Source organism: Acetobacter indonesiensis (genome assembly GCF_000963945.1).
In the GTDB taxonomy this organism is placed as follows: Bacteria; Pseudomonadota; Alphaproteobacteria; order Acetobacterales; family Acetobacteraceae; genus Acetobacter; species Acetobacter indonesiensis.
Genome location: NZ_BAMW01000006.1, coordinates 313591 through 333697, shown reverse-complemented (window position 1 = coordinate 333697; position 20107 = coordinate 313591). Strand labels below are relative to the sequence as shown.

Below are 20107 nucleotides of genomic sequence, written 5' to 3'. Positions count from 1 at the left end.
AAAATGAAGAGTGTCGGTTTGATGCCCCCTGTCATGCAGCACGCCGTGCGCCTGCACAATGTCTATCATCAGAAAACTGCCAAATACCGCCTGTCGGCACACGGCCCGTTGTCAGACCGAGTCACGAAGAATTTGTGCAGGCTTTGCTGGTTTTCATTGGAAGCTGTCGTTTGAAATCCTGCCAAAGCAGACTCTCAACCTTGCAGCTATTTCTTCGAAAAATGCTTTTTTCGCTTCTGGTTCAGGTCATGCATCCCGGTTCGTAACGCGGCCCAGCCTTTGAATAATCCACGGCGATGCGGCGCTTCAAAAATTTCGTCCGGACCATGTGGGTCAAGGACTTCATTATCTGCCAGCCATTCTTCCACGCCAGACAGTTTCGGCATTTTATAGGGCACCAATGTCCGTCCACCCCGCAGACGCAGCGCTTCAATTGTTGCGATCAGCGAACCTGTCTGTGTGATGTGGTCAGCTATTTCCTGCCCGCTGACACCCAGATGCTCTGCCAGCAGATCATTCCGTAGACGCAGAATTTCATCATGCAAGTCCTCATTCCCAACCTCATCGGTACTGAGGATAACATCACACTCCGTATCCAGCCGGAGTGAGCGGTTATTGAAGTTTGAAGACCCGACGCGCAGGGCGCTCTCATCCACCACGGTAACTTTGGCATGAACATATATAGGTTCCTGCGCCTCAGTTACGGGATGATACAGGCGGAAACGCCCCTTCCTGTCCAACCGCTGCAAGGCTTCAACCAGCCGGGCTCGGGCAGTGTCCATGGCCACAGGTTCAAGCCACCCTTCGGCCGAAACAGGATTGATGACCACAATTTCTGGTCCGTCCTCTTCCACCAGCCGCATAGCCAGAGCATGCGCAACCTTACGGGACGCGAAATACTGACTTTCCGCATAAATGACGTGACGTGCCCGCGCGATCAGGCTGAGATAGGCTTCCTCAATTTCATGAACGGGGCGGATATCGTCCATTTTGGGAATAGTGCGGGCAATGCCCAGCCGCATATCATGAAAGGACGGTTCAACCCCCTGTGGCCAACAGTCCTGCCCTCCGGTGCTGACAGGCAAGGTTTCGCCCGTCACAATGCGCCACCGCTCCCGCGCCAGGTCCCCCACTGCGTGCGCCGCTTCGCCATCAAACACGCTGGTGGCGTCGTGCCAGGGTTTCAGGTCTTCACCATCCGGCCCCTTGCGCCTTGGGTCATGATCAAGATGCTGTCTGGTATCCCAACGCCCTACGGTCATATCAATGCCACCGCAGAAGGCGACACGGTCATCTATCACCACAATCTTGTGGTGTTGCGACCCGGCAAAAGGGTGTTTGCCATCAAGCCGGAGCGTGATGCGCGGATGTCTGGCCCACCGCGCCACAGTCAGCAGGGACCGCCAGCAGAACAGGGTTTTCAGTGCCCCCGTATCCCACCGAAGCAGCCTGATTTCCAACTTGGGTGATCTGTCTGCCAGCCAGAGAATAAACTCACCCAGACTTTCCGGCTGGCTGTCTTCCGGCTCGCCGAACGTAATGCGGGGGTCAAAATCCCAACCAAGCAGCAAAATGCTCTGGCGCGCCTGAAGCATGGCCTGACGGGCGGCCACAAAGTAGTTTTCAGCATCCACAATAAAGCCAAACCGGTTGGCATGTTCCACACGCCAGCAGCTTTTACCGGGCTGCAATACCCGTCCTGTTTCTTCTGTCTGACTTTCTGGTTGCCTGTCTGCCACGTTTTACACCCCGCTGGTCTGCGCAGTCTTTTGCAAAGGCCGCCAAACTTTTTCAGGCTGCTTCAGCATGGTTCGTTTTATGCGACAGGATGTACCGCAAAACCAGAGCAGACCATAGACTATCCAATGGCCTTGATCGCATATAAGCCCACTCGGATACGTTGACTTGGTTGATTGTAACCCAACAAAAAAGCGGGCCAAAGCCCGCTTTCCGTTTGAATCAGATTATCAAAAAATCTTTTATTTTTTCGGCAGTGCCGCATCATTGGCTGGCTTGGCTGTGCTGGTCAGAACAGTGCTGATGGTATCCCGCATCACCAGAACGCGGACGTTCGGTGCAATTTCCACTTCAACTTCTGCGGCATCGTCCCGGCTTTTCTGCACAACGCCAACAACACCGCCTGCGGTCACAATGCGGTCACCCCGACGCAGGGATTTCAGTTCATTCCGCAACTGCTTCTGCCGCTGCTGCTGGGGGCGGATAAGCAGGAAATACATGATGGCAAAAACGGCAACAAACGGCAGAAAAGACATGATGCTGGACAGACCACCACCGCCCCCGGCTGTTTGCGCATAAGCGGTAGAGATAAAGAAATCAGACATAATCGCAGGCCTTCCACAGGGCGGGTTTTCATCAACTGAGTGGCTGACCATAATTTTCGCTGCTCGCGCGTCAAGCGTCTGTGTGCATGCAAATGCTTTCTTCATGACAAAGGTTGCCCTACGCTGCCGCACTAAACCTGACCAAAAGTGCCGCAAGGACGCCGCCCTGATGACCTTCCCCCCCGATCAGCTTTCTGTTCTGGAACGTATTGCCGCTGCCCTTGAACGGCTTTCTCCCCCCGCGCCCAGTCTGGCCGGGGTGGATAAGGCTGATGCGTTTGTCTGGCACCCGGAGGGAGGGCAGCTTCTGCCCGTAGCCCATGTTTCCCACGTTCCGGCTGCGGTATTGCAGGGTGTGGACTCCCAACGTCAGACGTTGGTGGACAACACCGAACATTTTGCCCGTGGGTTACCTGCCAATAACGCCATGCTTTGGGGGTCACGTGGGATGGGCAAGTCCTCGCTGGTCAAAGGGGTGCATGCGCTGGTCAATAGTGTTAATGGCAAACCGTGCGAGCCCGGAAAGGGACGTATCGCGCTGATTGAAATTCAGCGTGAAGATCTGTCCACCCTGCCAGAACTTCTGGCCCTGCTACGCCAGAGCCCTCGCCGCTTCATTCTGTTCTGTGATGATCTGTCCTTTGAAAAAGAAGACCGGGATTACAAAGCCCTGAAATCTGTGCTGGATGGCGGCATTGCCGGGCGGCCCGAAAATGTTCTGTTCTATGCGACATCCAACCGCCGCCACCTGATGCCGCGTGACATGATTGAGAACGAACGCGCCACCGCCATCAACCCGTCAGAGGCGACTGAAGAAAAGGTCTCGCTGTCTGATCGCTTTGGTCTGTGGCTGGGGTTCCATGCCTGCCCGCAGGATGTCTTCCTTGACATGGTGCGCACCTATGCGAGAGAACGCGCCCTTCCCATCAGCGATGATGATCTGGCCGCCCGCGCCAATATGTGGGCCATCAGCCGTGGTGGCCGTTCTGGCCGTGTGGCGTTCCAGTTCATTGAAGACCTAACTGCCCAGATGGCGGAAAACCCGGACGCAACGCGTTCGTAAGCCGCCATTTCCCTTCCGTCACAACACCGAGGAAAAGAGTTTATGGCCCTCCCCATTTTTGGAGGTATTGCAGCCGAGCCCGTTGATAGCGTTGCCCACATTATCCAGATTGCGCTGACACCTGTTTTTATGCTGTCGGGTATCGGGACGTTGCTTAACCTGTTCAACACCCGTCTGGCGCGGGTGTCTGACCATATTGAACAGGCCAACGCCCTACTGTTGGATGACAACCCCGATATGGCGCGCAACCAGATACTGGAACGGCATCTGGTCAGGCTACACAGACGCACCTTAATGCTGGATGGGGCCATTCTGGCTGGCGGCCTTGGCGGCGCGTCGTCCTGCGGGGCAGCCTTCGTGCTGTTTATGGGCAGTGTGCGCGATTCCTCAGTTGCGAACTGGCTGGTGCTGATGTTTGGCGTAGCACTGGCCTGCACAGTGGGCGCACTGGCCCTGTTTCTGGGTGACAGTCTGATCTCTTGGCATGGCCTAAAACGCGAAGGGCCCCTGCCTCGCCCTGCTCCAAAAACGACATAGACGCCCGTATCTGTGCTTCGCCTTGCCTCTTTCCGTGATATGGGGTTGCATGTAGCGCAGTACGGCAGTGTCAGAGTGATGCCGCCCCGTTAGTCATAGTGATTGAGGCGAGATGGACCACACCGTTCAGACCGAAACTGAAGACCGGACAGACACAAACGGGCCGGAACGTCCAAAGACTGATCTGCGGCGCGTCCGTTCCAATCCTGATTTCTGGTACCCTGTTGCGTGGTCCAAGGAACTGAAGCCCGGCAAGACAATCGGCACACGCTATGCTGGCACACCGATTGCGCTGGTACGCCCCACCGAAGGGGCCATCTTCGCACTTGAAGACCGCTGCGCCCATCGTCAGGTGCCGCTTAGCAAGGGAAAAGTCTGCGGGCAGTCCGTTCAGTGCTGTTACCACGGGTGGGCCTATGGTCGCTCCGGCCGCTGCATTGACGTGCCTTATCTTGGCAAAGGCAAGCTGCCCAACGGCGTTCGCACCTTCCCCTGCAAAGAGCAGGATGGCCTGATTTTTGTCTTCCCCGGAGACCCCGAAAAAGCTGACTCCGTGCCTCTGTCACCCCGATTGGCCCGTGTGGGCGATGCGGCCTACAAAACCCGCTCTTTCGGACGGGAAGTGAAGTGCCACTATAGTTTCATGCATGAAAACCTGATGGATATGAATCATCAGTTCATGCACATGAAGCAAATGGGACAGATGCGCCCGCGCTTTCTGGGCCAGAAACGTGAACCCGGACTGGTGGAGGCGCGATATTCCTTCGCCCGCACCAGCGGCAAACAGCCTTTGGGTGAAGCCCTGATTTTTGGTGAACGACGCGATTCATCAGAAAAATTCCAGCACCGTGACGTCATGACAATCCGTACGGAATATCCGTATCAGACATTGTGCATCCAGACGGGTGATGAAGACCCGGTGATGGATCTGTGGATTGTCTATACCCCGCAGGACGCGGAAGAACTGACCAACCGCACATTTGGCCTGCTGTCTGTCAAGCGGCCGAAAGTGCCGGGTGTTCTTGAACTGGCATGGCCGTTCCTTGTAGCCTTTACCGAACGCATTTTTGCCGAAGACCGCGAGATTGTGGAGCTTGAGCAGAATGCGTGGCGTGAACTGGGTGGCGACCACAATGTGGAAGTCTTCCCCGTCATCAACGCATTGCGCGGATTGCTGGCAGAATGTGGTATCGCCCCCGCCCCAGCCAAAAATGCCTGACATTGCGTCTTTAATGCTCGAGGCGCCGCCTTACCGGTTGCGCCCCCTTCTGCCTGATGATGCAACAGCGCTCCACCGCCTGGTCAATGACTGGGAAGTGGTGCGTATGCTCAGCCGCCTGCCGTTTCCCTACCCGCGTGATCTGGCTGATGAATGGATTGCCTCTACCCTCAGCCTGCACCGGGCAAAGGAAGGGTGCCACTTTGCCATTCTGGATGATCAGGATCGTCTGATGGGCTGTGTCGGGCTACGGATCGAAACCCTGCCGAACATAGGCCGCGTTGGTATTCTGGGGTATTGGGTCGGGCGTCCCTATTGGGGGCAAGGCGTAGCGTCACTCACCGCCGCGCGCGTGGCACGCTGGGCCTTTGCCAATCTGGACATCACGCGCCTTCGCGCCACGGTTGCAGAAGATAATATCGCCTCGGCCCGGGTGCTGGGCCATATTGGGTTTACCCAGATTGGCACGGACAAACAGATGTTTGTCGCCCGTGGTACGGAATATCCGGTTCAGGTATTTGAAATGACCCGATCGCAACTGGAAGCCCCTGCAGAGCCAGACCCGGCTGCATCCGCAGTGCGGCGGCTTGTTCTAGTTTCAGCGGCAGCCCTGATTAACAATGATGGGGATATTCTTCTGGCCCGCAGACCGGAAGGAAAGAGTATGGCTGGCCTGTGGGAATTTCCCGGCGGCAAGGTCGAGCCCGGAGAAACCCCGGAAGCAGCACTGGTGCGCGAACTGGAAGAAGAGCTGGGTCTTGATGTGTCCCGCGCATGCCTTGCGCCTTTCACGTTTGCCTCCCACGCCTACAGCACGTTCAATTTGCTGATGCCGCTTTATCTGTGCCGTCGCTGGAGTGGTATCCCTACCCCGCGTGAAGGCCAGACGCTTGCATGGGTCAGCCCGAAAGACCTGCACACTTACGCCATGCCAGAAGCAGATCTGCCTTTTGTTCCACTGTTGCAGGAGCTGCTCTAACCTGCCGCAAGGCTCACTCTGGCCTGCGTTCCGTATGCCTCGCGCAAGCTACCCGGCCAGAGCAAAGCAGCCCGTGGCCTATTCCACTCTTGACGAATAGCGGCTGCCTTCGCATAAACCTTTCTGTTCGGTGCTTTACATTTTTCTGCGCCGGGCCCTCGTGATTTGTAAGGCCGGCTTGCGGCGAGGTAAAACAAACGCGCTAAAGAGGCTTTGGGCAGGCGTACCCTGTTCCATTGTTTCCACGGTCAGATGAGCAAGTATGACTGAAGCGGAAACACCTTATTCTCCGTGCTTCTCTTCAGGCCATCAGAGCAGAAAAGAACCGGATACTTCATCATGAGTGACAGCAAGACCTCCTCATTCTCCACATGGCGTCCTGCGACGCGTCTTCTCCATGCCGGTATGGAACGGACCGAGTTTGGTGAAACCAGCGAAGCCCTGTTTCTGACGTCTGGCTTTGTGTACGATAACGCTGAACAGGCTGCCAAAACCTTCACGGGTGAGGTTCAGCACTACCAGTACAGCCGCTTTGCTAACCCGACTGTCACTGCGCTTGAACGCCGTTTGGCTGACCTGGAAGGCGCTGAAGCCTGCGTTGCGACATCGACTGGCATGGGTGCTGTGTCTTCCGCACTGCTGTCGCATGTTAAAGCCGGTGAACGGGTTGTTGCCTCACGCGCGCTGTTTGGCTCATGTCACTGGATTGTTGCCAACCTGCTGCCTCGCTACGGCGTGGAAACCGTGTTTGTTGATGGAGCAGACCTGACCGCATGGGATGAGGCCCTGTCAAAACCCACAGCCGCCGTGCTGCTGGAAAGCCCATCAAACCCGATGCTGGATGTGCTGGACATCGCCGCCATTGCGGAACGGGCGCATAAGGCTGGTGCCATTGTTGTCGTTGATAACGTGTTTGCCTCCCCCATTTACCAGAAGCCACTGCAACTGGGGGCAGATGTGGTTGTGTACTCCTGTACCAAACACATTGATGGTCAGGGCCGTGTGCTGGGCGGTGCTGTTCTGGGCCGTCAGGACTGGATTACCGAAACGCTTCAGCCCTTTACCCGCAACACGGGCAATGCGCTGTCTCCGTTCAACGCATGGGTCATGCTGAAGGGGCTTGAAACGCTGTCCCTGCGTGTGGACGCCATGACCCGTAATGCGGCTGCGGTGGCAGATTATCTGGCCAGTGCACCCGGTATTGTCAGCGTGCGCTACCCCGGCCGCAAAGACCACCCACAGTATGATCTGGCCCAACGCCAGATGAGTGGCGGCGGCAGTCTGGTTGCTTTTGAAGTTGCCGGTGGTCAGGAAGGCGCTTTTGCCTTCATGAATGCCCTGCAACTGATCGCAATCTCAAACAATCTGGGTGATGCACGCTCCATGGTCACACACCCGGCTACCACCACCCACATGAAAATCGGGCCAGAAGAACGCGCGCGTCTGGGTATTTCTGACGGGGCAATCCGGTTCTCGGTTGGGTTGGAAGACAGCGCAGATCTGATTGATGATCTGGCTCGTGGGGTCGCTGCTCTGCCTCGCGGCTGATCGGCTACCTCCTTCAGATTACGCCACCCTTTCTGCCGTTGCCGTGGCAGAAAGGGCACACGCGGCTTTCCTGATGTGCCAACTCATGATAGGGGCAGTGCACAGTTGCCGCATGTTTTGGCACAGACGGTCTGTTTTCTGTGCACATCTCATCCCGTTTTTTCATCAGGAGCAAGAATAGCCCATGCCTGACTGGTCGGCTTCAGCGCCCATGTCCCATGACCCGGAAGACGCCTTGAACGACCTGTTTTCCTCTGTTCCGGCCTATGAAGCCGTAACGGAAGACCTGCGTGTGAGTGTGCAGGTATTCTGGCTGCCTGATCAGTCTGAACCCGATGAGCATATGTATTGCTGGGTTTACCGTATCCGCATTGAAAATGCTGGCAAATCAACTGTGCAGCTAACAGAACGCACATGGCATATTACGGACGCATCTGGCCGTACCGAATATGTGCATGGTGAAGGTGTGGTGGGCGAGCAGCCCGTTATCCGCCCGCAAAACGGGTTTGACTATACTTCTGGCGTTTCACTGACCACGGCTGGTGGCTTTATGCGCGGGTCTTACCAGATGCGTGACATTAATTCCGGCCGCCGTTTTGATGTGACCATCCCGGCTTTCAGCCTGGATAGCCCGTTCCAGATCAGACAGATTCATTAAGCAGTTTCATCGACACCGTACACGCAGGAGACAGGCATGAGCAGCGATTCTCTGCCCGATAACGACCATCGTCCGTCACGCGAAGAAGCAGAAAAAGCCGTACGCACCCTGCTACGCTGGGCAGGTGACAACCCCGACCGTGAAGGGCTGCATGACACGCCATCACGCGTTGTGCGGGCGTATGAAGAGTTTTTTGAAGGCTACGAAACAGACCCGCGCACATTGCTGGAACGTACGTTTTCAGAAGTTGAAGGGTATGATGAAATCGTGCTTCTGCGCGATATTCGGTTTGAAAGTCATTGCGAACATCATCTGGCACCCATTATTGGCCGGGCGCATGTGGCTTACCTGCCACGCAACCGTGTGGTCGGTATTTCCAAACTGGCCCGCGTGGTCGATGCCTACGCACGCCGCCTGCAAATTCAGGAACGACTGACAGCCCAGATTGCCAACACAATCAATGATGTGCTGGAGCCACAGGGCGTTGCTGTGATTATTGAATCAAGCCACGAATGCATGACAACCCGTGGTGTGCACCGCCCCGGTGTTTCCATGGTAACCAGCAGCATGCTGGGTGTGTTCCGCACCAATTCAGACACACGGCGTGAACTGATGGCCATGCTGAACCGCCCCGGCGCCAGCGAATACTGATACTATTAAAAAAGGGAGGCTCTAGTGCCTCCCTTTTTTATGCTTTGATTGCCAGAGGCAAACTATAGATTTCCAGTGCAGCAACATCTGATGCGTTAAATGTGGCACAGGACTAGTTACGGCTGAACTGCCACACTTTCAGGATCAGTCAGGCAGTATCAGTCAGGGGATTTTTCAGTCACTTTGTAGGTAATAGCCACCCGTTCATCTTTGTGCGGGTACTGCACGTCTGGCTCGATCGTCACACCGATATTTTTCTTCACATAGACGGCCTGAATCGCTTTTTCATCGCTCAGCACGTCATCGGGGGTTACGGTCTGTCCGGGCTGAAGGTGCAAGACTTTCCGCAACTCTGACGTGGCGACGTGAAGATTACCTGAAAAATCGACGCTTTCCAGTTTCAGCGGGCGCGTTGTTGTGGCCGCAGCCCCTGTTTCTTCAATCTTCCATTCAACTTCAACGTTTTTACCCGTCAGTTTCAGGTTCTGGTGAAAGCGCGCGCCTACATTGTCCTGCTGATAAACCTTCATGACATCCTGTAGGCCCTGCGTAATGCGGGACTGCGAAACGGTATCCCCTACATGGAAGGGAACAGCGGCCATCAGACGATTAGCGGGAATACGCTGATTACCAAGGATAGTCAGTTGTTTCAGCACAAGCGGCGCAGTGACGGGGGGTAAGGCAGACTTGCCATCACCCGGCACCTGCGTTGGGGCATCATAAGGGGGAGCAGAGGTTGAGGCTTGCTGCGCCCATACCGGCATGGCCCCGCCGACAAGAGCAAGACCAATGGCGGCACAGGTAAAGGCATTACGCATCAAGAAAAGGCTCCATCCAGTTGAGAATCGCTGTCATGATGCACAACGGGATGGATATGCCAAAGCACTAAATCGAGATCGTTGCCCCAAGAACTGTCAGAAACTGGGCCAACCATGCCGGGTGTGCGGGCCACGCGGGGGCTGTCACTAATTCCCCATCCGTTACGGCATCCGTTACCGGAATATCGGCATACGTTGCGCCAGCAAGTTCGACTTCAGCGCGACACGCTGGATAGGCTGAAACCTTGCGCCCCTTGATAATTCCTGCCGCGGCCAGAAGCTGCGCACCGTGGCAGATGGCAGCCAGAGGGCGGTCGGCGAATGCCTGCACAATTTCGATTACACGCGCATTCATGCGCAGATGTTCCGGCGCACGACCACCGGGAACAATCAGGCCGATATAGTCATCCGTATTGATGTCATCAAACGTGGCGTTGAGTTCAAAATTATGACCGGGCTTTTCGCTATAGGTCTGTGCCCCTTCAAAATCATGAATGGCAGTAATTACCTTATCGCCCGCTTTCTTGCCGGGGCTGACCACATCGACCTTATACCCCAGCATCAGCAGCGCCTGATACGGCACCATGATTTCATAATCTTCAACATAATCGCCTGCCAGCATCAGCAGTTTTACATCATCAGTCATGGTGGCTTCCTTCTGTCAGATGTTCCCGCAGGCGGGGCATAAGCTCAACAAAGTTACAGGGGCGATGGCGGCTATCAAGCTGAAAAACCAGAATATCGTCCCAGCCATCTTTCACAGCCCCGGTCGAACCCGGCAGGGCGAACAGGTAGGTCCCGTTTGCCACACCCGCCAAGGCGCGTGACTGGATTGTCGATGTGCCAATTTTTTTGTAAGATAACATCCGGAAAAGCTCACCAAAGCCTTCAATGCGCTTTTCAAGCACGCCATCAAATGCTTCTGGCGTCACGTCACGGCCGGTCACACCCGTACCGCCGCTGGTTATGACAACATCAACCAAAGGATCATTTATCCAGCCTTTAAGCTGTTCTGTTATCTGTTGCACATCATCTGGCACAATAGCGCGGCTGGCCAGAACATGACCTGCGGATTCAATGCGGGAAACCAGTGCCTGACCGGATGTATCCGTATCCAGTGTGCGTGAATCCGATACCGTCATCACAGCAATGCGCACGGGCAGGAAGGGGCGTGTTGTGTCTATCTTGCTCATAGGGTGAGTTCTTACCTCATTTCTGATGCAGCAACGCATCACTCATCAAAAAAAACGGGTGCTCGCCATAAAATCACCACTGAAAAAGCTGTTTGGGAACCAAATTATGTAAAAATGTTTTAATCCGAACATCACCCATTCCCAAAACGAAAAGCTCCCCTTGCCTCCGTTTGCTTCATTCACAAGAAAACCAAGAAATATGACCCAAACTTCTTCTGGCCCATTCTCCTTCCGCACTCTTTCCCTGACCTGTCTTCTTGTGTCCGCGTTTTCTGCGCAGGCGCATGCACAGCTTCTGACCGGCGGTAATAGTGCAGTCGGGCTATGGCCCAGCCTTGAAGCCAATAATGAAGCCAACCCGGTTGAAGACCCCGGCCCGCTGTTTTCGGCCCCTTATGGCCATAACCATTTCTTTGGGGACTGGTGGGGCGCGCAGCCATGGCTGCTTGACCACGGTATTCATATTCTGGCTGACGTGCATGAAGAACTTGCGGGCAACTTCAAAGGTGGCCGTAAACAGGGTGTCACCAATGCCGGCCAGGTGGGTGTTGAGCTTGATGTTGACTGGGGCAAGCTGACCAACGCCGACTTCATGAAAGGCTTCTGGAGCCACATGATGGTGGTGAACGGGCACGGCAGAAACCTCAGCACCGATTATATTGGAGATTCGATTGGTGGGGTGCAGCAGATCTATGGTGCCCGTGGTAACGTCGTGGCCCATCTTGTGTATCTATACGGTGAAAAATCGTTCCTGAACAACCATGTCGATGTCAGCGCGGGCTGGATTCCTGTCGGTAGCTTCTTCGCTGCATCACCGCTGTTCTGTATGTATATGAACGTGGCGGTGTGCGGTAACCCGGCCCCCAATAAATACACCGAGGGCAACCGTGACTGGCCATCGGGCAATCTGGGCGCTGTGGTGCGTGTCATGCCCACCAACGAAACCTACATTATGGGCGGTCTATTTGCTGTTTCACCCCACGCCTATAACGGCGGCATTTCGGGGTGGGCATGGGCGCAGGATGGTCTGGGTAAGTTCTCAACCCCGGTTGAAGTCGGCTGGCTGCCGTCCTTCGGCAAAAACCATCTGGTCGGGCATTATAAGGCTGGCTACAGCTACGATAACTCCAAATACAAAGACCTGTATGAAGACATCAACGGCAACCCCTGGGTTCTGACTGGTCAACCGGCCCGCTATCATGCTGGCCGCGCCAGTGCCTGGATCATTGCCGACCAGATGCTGATGCGCAACGGGGAAGGCCCGATCAACGGGCTGATTGCTCACGCAGGGTATATGTGGACGGACGGTAAAACCACCGCCATGTCTCACCACATCTGGGGTGGTTTTATTGAAACCGGGGAGCCCTGGGGCCGCCCGCTGGATAGCATTGGTGTTATGTACCAGTGGCTGAAAATGAGCCGTACCGTTGCACTCCAGCAGGAAGCCTCGATTTTTGGTGGCCAGCCCTTCCAGTCAAACCAGTGGGGACAGGTCTGGGGTGTGCAGTCGCACGAAAACATCTACGAACTGTTCTACAACGCCCACGTTGCCAATGGGCTGACATTGCAGCCTGATTTTCAGTACATTAACCGTCCCGGCGGCACCACAACCTTCCATGATGCCGCCGTCATGGCGCTTCAGTTCAACGTAGTTCTGTAAACTCCGGCATGGGGGTCAGGGTTAAGGCCCTGCCCCCCAGTTTGACGGCTGTTTCCGTTCGGCACGTCAGCACCAGTATCTGAAAACGGGTGGCGGCTTCCGCCAGCACATCCACCATGCGTTCCAGACGCAGGGAATCAGAGAAACTCAAAGCATCATCCAACACCAGAATGCTGCTTCCCTGCCGGGTGTAGAGCAGTTCAGCAAAGCCAAGCCGCACCAGAACTGAAATCTGCTCTCGCGTGCCATCAGACAAGGTGCTGAAGTCCTCCGTCTGTCTGCGGGTCAGGCTTTGTACGCTGAATCCAGCATCCAGCCCGATGGTGGCTGATGGAAAAACCGCCGCAAAAGCAGGCTGCACGGTGCGCATCAGCGGGGCCAGATAGCGTTCAGTCTGTGTACGTTCAGCATCGGCAAGTGTCTGCTGCAATAGCGCCAGCGCCGCACGCTCCCGCTCGCAGCTTTCACATTCCAGACGCAGACGTTCTGCCGTACGGCGGGCTTCGGCTATCTGTTCGTCCACGCCCTCACCTTCTGCCAGACGCACGCGGGTTTCCCGCCCCCGAATATCTTCACGCAACCGGGTTATGGCCGTGCGGGTGGTATCCAGCACTTGCTCCAGCCGCTTGATGCCTGTTTCCACCACCGCCAACGGCTGGTCGTCCTGCCGGGCCTGTGCCAGTTGCTCCACTTTGTCCTGCGCTGCTTTCTGGTCTTTCTGGGCCTGAAGGGCACGCTCCGCCAAGGCTTCTGCTGTTTCGCGGGCAACCCTTACGGCATCCTCGCGCTGAAGCTGCTGCACCATTTGCACAAGATTATGCAACGCTGCTTCTGCTTTCTCCTTTTGGGTTGTGACCATCGCACACGCGGCCTGCTCTGCCCGTTCTGCCTGTCGCGCTGTTTCTGCGGCCTGCGCCGCCGCTTCCTCGGCCGCCGCCGCCTGTTCTGGTGTCAGAGACAGCGCTTCCGCCTGCTGCGCGCTGCTCTCCTTTTGCGCCACAGCCAGATCTGCTTCTTTTTGAGCCACCTGCTGCCGTAACAGCCCTAATGCCTGTCGCGCTTTTTCAGGCGTCAAAGCCGTGTTTTCTGGTAGCGATGCACCATAGGCCGCCCGCGCTTCCGCCACGCGAACAACAGCCTGCCGATGCGCTTCATACCCCAATTCGGCATCTGCCACGCTTGGGCAGCCTACCTGTTCCAGCAGTTTGTCTAACCGGGTCCGCACCATAACACGTTGAGCCTCTGCGGCCTCCTGCTCCAGCCGGGCGGGAATAATCTGAAACTGCCCTATCCCTTCAATGCGCAATGTTGTCAGGGACGTCAGGCGTGTTTCGCCATCAGCGCATGGCTGTCCGTTCAGGCTAACGCGCTGGGCTGCATCAGGCTCCAGTGATACGACAAGCGTTGGAGCATTGGCGGCCTGAACGGTTACGGCTTGATCATACGCTTGCGCGGCTTTGCGGATACGCTGGATAGCCGCTTCATCTATGCGCAATGCCGCCAGAACAGCTTCCTCCTGCTCCAGTCGAGTAAAAGCAGCTTCGGCACGGCGCACAATAGCCTTTTCCTGCTCCACCACACGCTGAAGGTGCGCCAGCGCGGCAAAGCGCGAAGCCGCTATCCGTTGCTGTCGGCAGGTCTGATGCGTGCGTTCCGCCTGCTCGCGCTGCTGACGGCAAGCTTCGAACTTCTGCCGCGCTTTGACTAACTGGTTCGCCACCGCATCAAGAGTCTGCTTTGCCGCAGAGCACTCGCGCTCAAGCTGCTGTTGCCGAAGCGCGTTCTCCTGCCGTTTCTCCTGCTCCAACCGGGCAGCATCATGGGCAGCAGCGGCGGCAGCCAAAACCGAACGGGCTTTTTGTTCTTCCGCATCCAGCAGCAACACCCGGTCACGCACGATGCGTAGTTCTTTTAGCGCGGCTTCATCCTGTGCCCGGCGCTCCGGGTTTTCCTGCTCCCGCAGCGTGCGCCGTGCATGGTCAAGGGCAATCAGATCATCTTCCAACGCCGCTTTTCGGGCTTCCAGTCTGGCCAGCCCCTCACGCGCCTGCTGTTCCTGCTCCAACACCTGTTTGTAGCGGCCGGTAGGCTTGTTGGTAGATGCCGTCTGAAACAGCCCTAAGCGATCCTTCACACGGGCCAGAACCGCGCTGGCCGCAGCGCCCCCGGTCGCGTCCTCTACGCCTTGTTCCAGGCAATCACGCAGACTGGCATGCCCGGCATCAGTCAGTTGAGGCTGAAAAAAACTTTCCCCCTGCCCCACCAGCAACGCATTCCATAACCCGGCGGCTTCCGCTTTCCCTGCCTCGGTCAACCCCAGCAGGTCACGCAACTTTTCTTCTGCCTGATCGCCCTCAAATATTTCTGAACCGATGCTAAATCGCGCCCGTGATTTGGTCAGAAAACGTTTTTCAAGCGCGCAAGCTGTTCCCTTCCATAAGAACTTTACCCCCACATGCGGGGCACCGCCGCCATACGGGGCAAAGCCTTTGATAACACTGGTTTTAGACGTATGCCGAAGCGTCAAGGCTGCCCGTAACGCTGCCAGAAGGGTCGATTTTCCGGCTTCATTGGGGGCCGCAAGCACATTCAGCCCAGCACCCAGCCCCTCCAGCCGCACGGGCGATGAAAAGCGGCGGAATCCTTCAATCTGTAACTCTGTCAGAATCACGCTGCCTGCCCTCCCACTTCATTCCAGAATAGGAAGAGCCGTTGCAGGGCATCTGCCGCTATCGCTCCTTCCTCACCACCGGCCTGAGCACGGGCCAAAAGTCCCTCCGCTGCCAACCTGACAGCGCCGCCGGTACCAAAACGCTCCAGATCATCCAGTCCGGCCGAAAGATGCGGCGCGCCTGACAATCGCAGGCAAGCCACTGCCCCGCTCAAGCGCCGAACAATCGCACTTTCATACAAAGCCAGATCATCCACACTTAACAGCCCGCTTACTGCCAGCCACACCAGCACTGATCCGGGGTTATCCGGTGCGATGCCGCGTACCCTTGCTTCCAGAGCATGTATGTCATCCGCTTTGGTCAGGGTGACATCATCCAACTTTTTCCACACATATTTGCCGGTTCGGTGTCTGGTAATCTGGGGTTCCGCGCGGGGGCCGGACAGAGTGACAATCAAGGCCTCACCACCGCCCCCACCACCCGTTGTAAAACGATCAGTCTCCGGTGTGCCCGAATACGCGGTGCGGGCATCAATCTGGCAAAATCCGTGCCAGTCACCCAAAGCCAGATAAGTCAGCCCTGCCTTTTTGGCCCGATCAATCGCCACAGGGTTGTGTTCTGCTTCCTCACCATTGCCAAAGCCCGTGACAGACCCATGCGCCAGCCCGATACGCAACGCATCAGGCGGGGTTGGTGCATCATCCATATAAGCTGTCAGATCCGCCAGGACGTGCCGGCGTTGCAGCACGGCCGGAAGAAGCCACGCGTTTTCGCTTTCATCCAGCACCACCGGGCCGGGCTGACGATGCACCGTCACGTTTTCTGGCACAGCCCCTTCACGAAGCAGCCGCGCCCAGACCCCATCTGGCGTATCTGCATCATGATTGCCGGGAATAAGATGCCACCGCACATCGGGAAACTGGCGCATGCGTTCCATGGGCTGGTGCAGGGTGCGTTCGGTTGGGGTTTCATGTTCGTACACATCGCCCGCGACCAGAACATGCGTCACGTTTTCCTGCCGTGCCAAAAGGCCCAGACGCCGAATCACTTCCAGACGCTCGGCCTGCAATGCGCCCAGTGTATCATCATCCGCGAAACGGAATATTCGGCCTATCTGCCAGTCAGATGTGTGAAGAATTTTCATGAACTGACCCCGCCAATCACGTTTCGTTCTTCTGAAACATCACATTCCAAAGAAGAACGCCATGCCGGGTGTTCCTTTTCCTAGCCGGGAACATCAGGCGGTAACGCCCACAGGGCCATGGTTTTTTGCGGATCAGCCGTTCATATTTTTTGGTTCCTGCGCATTTAATGCAACCCGGACCAGCGTCAGATACATCACACAAGACTTTATATTTTATTTTAATAGACTGCTCTGGTCCGGCATCCGCGTTGGAGCGGAGTCTGATTCGGCTTTTCCGACAGTCTGCATGACGTGTTTCAGTAAGGGTTTACGGGTGAAGAAAGGATGACTGTGCAACACCCGGCGGCCTCAACTGTAGGATTCTGGAAGGGCGTGCGTCTGCCGCTGCCACGCGGCGTTTTTCCGCCCGGCTGGTTTCTGTTCTGCCTGCGCACATGGCTTTCTGTCGTGCTGGCGCTGGCGACGGCCTTCTGGCTTCAGTTATCCTCCCCCGGATCAGCCGCCGTAACCGTCATGATCCTTGCCCAGCCGCTACGAGGGCAGGTGATTTCAAAAGCAGTCTATCGTTTGGCTGGCACGTTTATTGGGGCCTTCGTCGCTCTTTTTCTGACGGCCTGCTTTAACCAGGAACGCGGTGTGTTTCTTGGGGGCGTGGCTTTATGGCTGACGCTGTGCACCATTATCGGCACCCTGGAAAAAGACTTCCGCGCCTATGCCGCCATGCTGTCAGGCTACACGGTCGCCATTGTGGGCATCAGTTGCATTGACAGCCCCGCCAGCGCCTTTGACGTAACAATCAACCGTGTATCGGCCATTATTGTGGGCATTGCGGCGACTGCCGCCATTAATGATATTTTTGGATCCCCCACTGCCTGGGAAAAACTGGCCGCCAATCTGAACCGTACGGCCAACATGGTGCGCCGGATTGCGCGTGAAGCCATTGCCGGGCACGGCATCCCCGATGAAATGGCCTGCGCTGGTCTGGCCGGAGAAATTATTTCTCTGACGTCTCAGGTTTCTTACGCCAAGACCGAACTGCCTGATGCGCATATTCGGCTGGCTGGCGCACGGTCTGCCATGGTCGCATTGCTTGAAATGCTCAGTTGCAGCCGCGCCATTGCCGCCGTGCTGCGACAAGGCGAAATTTCAGGCCCGGTGCTAAACCATATCCGCACGGCGTTTGGTGACGGTGCGCCAATCGATTCAGCCCGTCAGGCCGTGCAGGATCTGGAAGATCTGGCGCGTGAAGCCCATACGGAAGAACTGTCACGCGGCCCAACGCTTGATGAAGCGTGGCTGATCGAACGGTCCATGGCCCTGTTGTCAGACGCCCGTTGGGCCAAAGACGGGATTGATGCGTTTGAAAACGGCAAGAAAGCCCGCACCACCGCGCCTGACCTGAAAATTGACCAGCATCAGGATGTTATTGCCGGGCTGCTGGCGGGGCTGCGTACGCTGGTAGGGTTTACGGTTGCCGCTGGCCTGTGCATTATTTCAAATATTCCATCCACTTACACAGCGTTGTCTCAGGTCGCCATTATCCTGACACTGGCAGCCACCACCTATAATGCCCGTGGCTACGGTATGGGTGCTTTGATTGGCACCCCGCTTGCGGTTGTTGTTGCTGCTGTTCTCAACTTTGGCGTGTTGCCTCATGGGGCGGACATGCCATTTCTGGCCATGGCGATTATTCCCGTTATTTTTGCCAGTTGCCTGATGTTAATGAACCCGAAGACAGCCACGGTAGGCTTTAACGCTGGCGTTTTCTTCTTTGTCATTCTGGGCGTCGCGAACGAACAGAATTACGAACCTTCAGCCTTTATAGATCGCAATGTGCTGTATCTATTTTCGGCCATTGTCATTTTCATTTCACTGGTGCTGCTGCTGCCGCCCTCCGCCAACCGGCGGCGCTTCCGTGTTGCCATTACCATCGGGCATGATCTGCGGTTGCAGTTTGAAGGCCATGGAGAACAAGCTGGCTCGGCGTTGATCAGCCGTCATTATGATCGGCTGTGCCGTATTCTGGAATGGAACAGCTACCTGCCATCAAACAAGGCCAAAGCCCGCGTGTTCATGCGGCTTTCAAGCCTTGATGAACTGAATGTGGAACTGGCCCGCGCCCGCCGCCATCTGCAACGGGCCGCAACCATTCCAGCCATTCGCGCCGATGCCGAGGCCGCATATCGCTCCACCATCATCTACAATGTGGATGCCGCCCTGTACCGCATGAAGCACAAGGCCCGCCTGTTGCTTGACCACAGCATCACACTGCCCCACGGGCAGATGGCAACCGCACTGGGGGCCGTGTCTGCCATGGTGGGGGCCATTCGATTGCTGGAGCATAATCGCTCTGCCCTGCATCTATATGATCTGCTGCCCCTGCCAGACCAGCGGTGGAAGGCTTTCTGATGGAACTGGATTTAAGACCTGTTCTGGATATTGGCGGCCTTCTGGTGTCGTCCTTTGTCATCCATGCGGGGTTAGCCGTCGCCACGCTGCTTTTGCTGAACCCGCTTCTGGCAAAAGTGGGGGCCAGACGAGTGATCTGGAACGTGCCTCTGGCTGAATTCGGGCTGCTTGTCTGCCTGATCGGCCTTTATACCCTGATTCTGTGAAAGGATTTTCCGACCGTGTTTGAACGCGCCCGCCGCGCCCTGCAGTTTGTCACGACCGGGACAATCCTTGCCATTGCCGCCATTGTCGCCCTTGTTTTGTGGGACTACTACACCGCCGCACCGTGGACCCGGAATGGGCAGGTTCGTGTGCAGGTGGCCGATATTGCCCCCCGTGTTTCAGGCCAGATTATTGATGTGCGGGTCAAGGACAACCAGTTCGTCCACGCGGGTGATATTCTGTACGATATTGACCCGTTTGACTTCAAAGTGGCGGTAGCCACCGCCACAGCCCGCGTGAATGAACGGCAGGCCGACATGGTGCTGAAAGACACCCAGCAAAACCGCCGCGACAAACTGACAGAAGTTGCCGCATCGCGTGAAGAAAAGCAGGTGTTTCAAGCCACGGCAGATATTGCCAAAGCCCAGTATGGTGAGGCTATGGCGGCTCTTTCACAGGCGCGCATCAATCTGGATCGAACACATGTGCGCAGCACTGTTACAGGCTATGTCACCAACCTGATCATGCGGGTGGGTGACTTTGCTACGGCGGGCACACCGAACATCCGGGTCATTGATTCCTCATCCTACTGGGTCGATGGTTATTTTGAGGAAACCAAAATCCGCGCCATCCATGTTGGCGACCGGGTGCGTATGGATCTGATGGGCTACCGCGCCCCCATGTGGGGCCATGTTGTCAGCATCACGCGCGGTATCGCAACACCAAACGCCACCCCCGCCACTCAGGGTCTACCCTCGGTCGATCCGGTCTATACGTGGGTTCGGCTGGCCCAACGTATCCCGGTGCGTGTGCATATTGATAGCATCCCACCCGGCACACAGCTTGCAGCAGGTATGACCACAACCGTGACTGTTGTGGGCAGCAAAGGCAAACGAGCCCATGATACCCTGACCGAGACGTTTGACCGTCTGCATGATACGCTATTAGGCGGCACAGGCGGCAGCGGCACACGCGACTGACGCCTGAGCCATAGACGTTCAGGGAAGTCA

At 56.4% G+C, this 20107-nt stretch carries 18 protein-coding genes and 1 riboswitch; of the genes, 11 read left to right on the top strand and 7 right to left on the bottom strand.

The features are described from left to right. Positions 1-206: 206 nt before the first annotated feature. Together Abin_RS02750 and yajC are read right to left on the bottom strand one after the other, a co-directional pair. Positions 207-1739 (bottom strand): phospholipase D-like domain-containing protein, encoded by a 1533-nt coding sequence (locus tag Abin_RS02750; protein ID WP_255319243.1) that lies wholly within the window; start codon positions 1737-1739, stop codon positions 207-209. A gap of 240 nt (positions 1740-1979) precedes the next feature. Continuing rightward, on the bottom strand, positions 1980-2345 hold the full coding sequence (yajC, locus tag Abin_RS02745) for a preprotein translocase subunit YajC (RefSeq protein ID WP_174766813.1): 366 nt from the start codon (positions 2343-2345) through the stop codon (positions 1980-1982). Between the two features lie 166 nt (positions 2346-2511). On the opposite strand from yajC, the gene Abin_RS02740 reads away from it, so the two are divergent. The 7 genes from Abin_RS02740 (at position 2512) to folE (ending at position 8997) form a co-directional block, all read left to right on the top strand. Then, the gene (locus tag Abin_RS02740) at positions 2512-3405 is read left to right on the top strand and encodes an ATP-binding protein (RefSeq protein WP_048844862.1); all 894 of its coding nucleotides are present in this window, start codon (positions 2512-2514) and stop codon (positions 3403-3405) included. Between the two features lie 42 nt (positions 3406-3447). Then, complete coding sequence (locus tag Abin_RS02735) at positions 3448-3942, top strand: DUF2721 domain-containing protein (protein WP_048844776.1); 495 nt, start codon at positions 3448-3450, stop codon at positions 3940-3942. A gap of 112 nt (positions 3943-4054) precedes the next feature. Then, positions 4055-5161 (top strand): aromatic ring-hydroxylating oxygenase subunit alpha, encoded by a 1107-nt coding sequence (locus Abin_RS02730; RefSeq protein ID WP_048844775.1) that lies wholly within the window; start codon positions 4055-4057, stop codon positions 5159-5161. Next, positions 5154-6140 carry an 8-oxo-dGTP diphosphatase MutT gene (gene mutT / locus Abin_RS16055; RefSeq protein WP_048844774.1) on the top strand — a complete coding sequence of 329 codons (987 nt, stop codon included), beginning with the start codon at positions 5154-5156 and terminating at the stop codon, positions 6138-6140. The genes Abin_RS02730 and mutT overlap by 8 nt, the downstream gene beginning before the upstream one ends. Before the next feature lie 147 nt (positions 6141-6287). Beyond that, positions 6288-6367, top strand: a riboswitch (SAM riboswitch). 112 nt (positions 6368-6479) lie between these two features. Next, positions 6480-7688, top strand: coding sequence for an O-succinylhomoserine sulfhydrylase (gene metZ / locus Abin_RS02720; protein ID WP_048844773.1), 1209 nt, complete (start codon positions 6480-6482; stop codon positions 7686-7688). Positions 7689-7872: 184 nt separating this feature from the next. Continuing rightward, positions 7873-8346: a Co2+/Mg2+ efflux protein ApaG gene (gene apaG, locus Abin_RS02715; RefSeq protein WP_048844772.1), complete on the top strand. Its 474-nt coding sequence runs from the start codon at positions 7873-7875 to the stop codon at positions 8344-8346. A gap of 36 nt (positions 8347-8382) precedes the next feature. After that, the gene (gene folE / locus Abin_RS02710; protein ID WP_048844771.1) at positions 8383-8997 is read left to right on the top strand and encodes a GTP cyclohydrolase I FolE; all 615 of its coding nucleotides are present in this window, start codon (positions 8383-8385) and stop codon (positions 8995-8997) included. A gap of 158 nt (positions 8998-9155) precedes the next feature. On the opposite strand, the gene Abin_RS02705 is transcribed toward folE, so the two are convergent. The 3 genes from Abin_RS02705 to moaB all read right to left on the bottom strand — a co-directional run bounded on the left by Abin_RS02705 (position 9156) and on the right by moaB (position 11008). Then, positions 9156-9815, bottom strand: coding sequence for a POTRA domain-containing protein (locus Abin_RS02705; RefSeq protein WP_048844770.1), 660 nt, complete (start codon positions 9813-9815; stop codon positions 9156-9158). A gap of 67 nt (positions 9816-9882) precedes the next feature. Next, on the bottom strand, positions 9883-10461 hold the full coding sequence (locus Abin_RS02700) for a DJ-1/PfpI family protein (RefSeq protein WP_048844769.1): 579 nt from the start codon (positions 10459-10461) through the stop codon (positions 9883-9885). Then, positions 10454-11008 carry a molybdenum cofactor biosynthesis protein B gene (gene moaB / locus Abin_RS02695; protein WP_048844768.1) on the bottom strand — a complete coding sequence of 185 codons (555 nt, stop codon included), beginning with the start codon at positions 11006-11008 and terminating at the stop codon, positions 10454-10456. The genes Abin_RS02700 and moaB overlap by 8 nt, the downstream gene beginning before the upstream one ends. 199 nt (positions 11009-11207) lie before the next feature. Here moaB and Abin_RS02690 point away from each other — a divergent pair, with 199 nt between their 5' ends. After that, positions 11208-12668, top strand: a complete 1461-nt coding sequence (locus Abin_RS02690; RefSeq protein ID WP_048844767.1) for a carbohydrate porin — start codon at positions 11208-11210, stop codon at positions 12666-12668. Here the strand turns inward: Abin_RS02690 and Abin_RS02685 are convergent. Both Abin_RS02685 and Abin_RS02680 read right to left on the bottom strand, forming a co-directional pair. Next, complete coding sequence (locus Abin_RS02685; protein WP_048844766.1) at positions 12652-15339, bottom strand: AAA family ATPase; 2688 nt, start codon at positions 15337-15339, stop codon at positions 12652-12654. The two genes, Abin_RS02690 and Abin_RS02685, sit on opposite strands and share 17 nt — an antisense overlap. Further along, the gene (locus Abin_RS02680; RefSeq protein ID WP_048844765.1) at positions 15336-16484 is read right to left on the bottom strand and encodes a metallophosphoesterase family protein; all 1149 of its coding nucleotides are present in this window, start codon (positions 16482-16484) and stop codon (positions 15336-15338) included. The genes Abin_RS02685 and Abin_RS02680 overlap by 4 nt, the downstream gene beginning before the upstream one ends. Positions 16485-16808: 324 nt before the next feature. Between Abin_RS02680 and Abin_RS02675 the strand changes: the two genes are divergently transcribed. The 3 genes from Abin_RS02675 to Abin_RS02665 are packed head-to-tail and all read left to right on the top strand — an operon-like array spanning position 16809 to position 20077. Then, complete coding sequence (locus tag Abin_RS02675; protein ID WP_048844763.1) at positions 16809-18893, top strand: FUSC family protein; 2085 nt, start codon at positions 16809-16811, stop codon at positions 18891-18893. 5 nt (positions 18894-18898) lie between these two features. Further along, positions 18899-19099, top strand: a complete 201-nt coding sequence (locus Abin_RS02670) for a DUF1656 domain-containing protein (RefSeq protein ID WP_084593422.1) — start codon at positions 18899-18901, stop codon at positions 19097-19099. A 15-nt stretch (positions 19100-19114) separates the two neighbouring features. Continuing rightward, positions 19115-20077 (top strand): efflux RND transporter periplasmic adaptor subunit, encoded by a 963-nt coding sequence (locus tag Abin_RS02665; protein WP_048844761.1) that lies wholly within the window; start codon positions 19115-19117, stop codon positions 20075-20077. Positions 20078-20107: the final 30 nt, after the last annotated feature.

Excerpts from the sequence above, each read along its gene's own strand:
- Abin_RS02740 (WP_048844862.1), top strand. The coding sequence starts at position 2,512 with ATGACCTTCCCCCCCGATCAGCTTTCTGTTCTGGAACGTATTGCCGCT.
- Abin_RS02735 (WP_048844776.1), top strand. The coding sequence starts at position 3,448 with ATGGCCCTCCCCATTTTTGGAGGTATTGCAGCCGAGCCCGTTGATAGC.
- Abin_RS02730 (WP_048844775.1), top strand. The coding sequence starts at position 4,055 with ATGGACCACACCGTTCAGACCGAAACTGAAGACCGGACAGACACAAAC.
- mutT (WP_048844774.1), top strand. The coding sequence starts at position 5,154 with ATGCCTGACATTGCGTCTTTAATGCTCGAGGCGCCGCCTTACCGGTTG.
- metZ (WP_048844773.1), top strand. The coding sequence starts at position 6,480 with ATGAGTGACAGCAAGACCTCCTCATTCTCCACATGGCGTCCTGCGACG.
- apaG (WP_048844772.1), top strand. The coding sequence starts at position 7,873 with ATGCCTGACTGGTCGGCTTCAGCGCCCATGTCCCATGACCCGGAAGAC.
- folE (WP_048844771.1), top strand. The coding sequence starts at position 8,383 with ATGAGCAGCGATTCTCTGCCCGATAACGACCATCGTCCGTCACGCGAA.
- Abin_RS02705 (WP_048844770.1), bottom strand. The coding sequence starts at position 9,815 with ATGCGTAATGCCTTTACCTGTGCCGCCATTGGTCTTGCTCTTGTCGGC.
- Abin_RS02700 (WP_048844769.1), bottom strand. The coding sequence starts at position 10,461 with ATGACTGATGATGTAAAACTGCTGATGCTGGCAGGCGATTATGTTGAA.
- moaB (WP_048844768.1), bottom strand. The coding sequence starts at position 11,008 with ATGAGCAAGATAGACACAACACGCCCCTTCCTGCCCGTGCGCATTGCT.
- Abin_RS02690 (WP_048844767.1), top strand. The coding sequence starts at position 11,208 with ATGACCCAAACTTCTTCTGGCCCATTCTCCTTCCGCACTCTTTCCCTG.
- Abin_RS02680 (WP_048844765.1), bottom strand. The coding sequence starts at position 16,484 with ATGAAAATTCTTCACACATCTGACTGGCAGATAGGCCGAATATTCCGT.
- Abin_RS02675 (WP_048844763.1), top strand. The coding sequence starts at position 16,809 with ATGACTGTGCAACACCCGGCGGCCTCAACTGTAGGATTCTGGAAGGGC.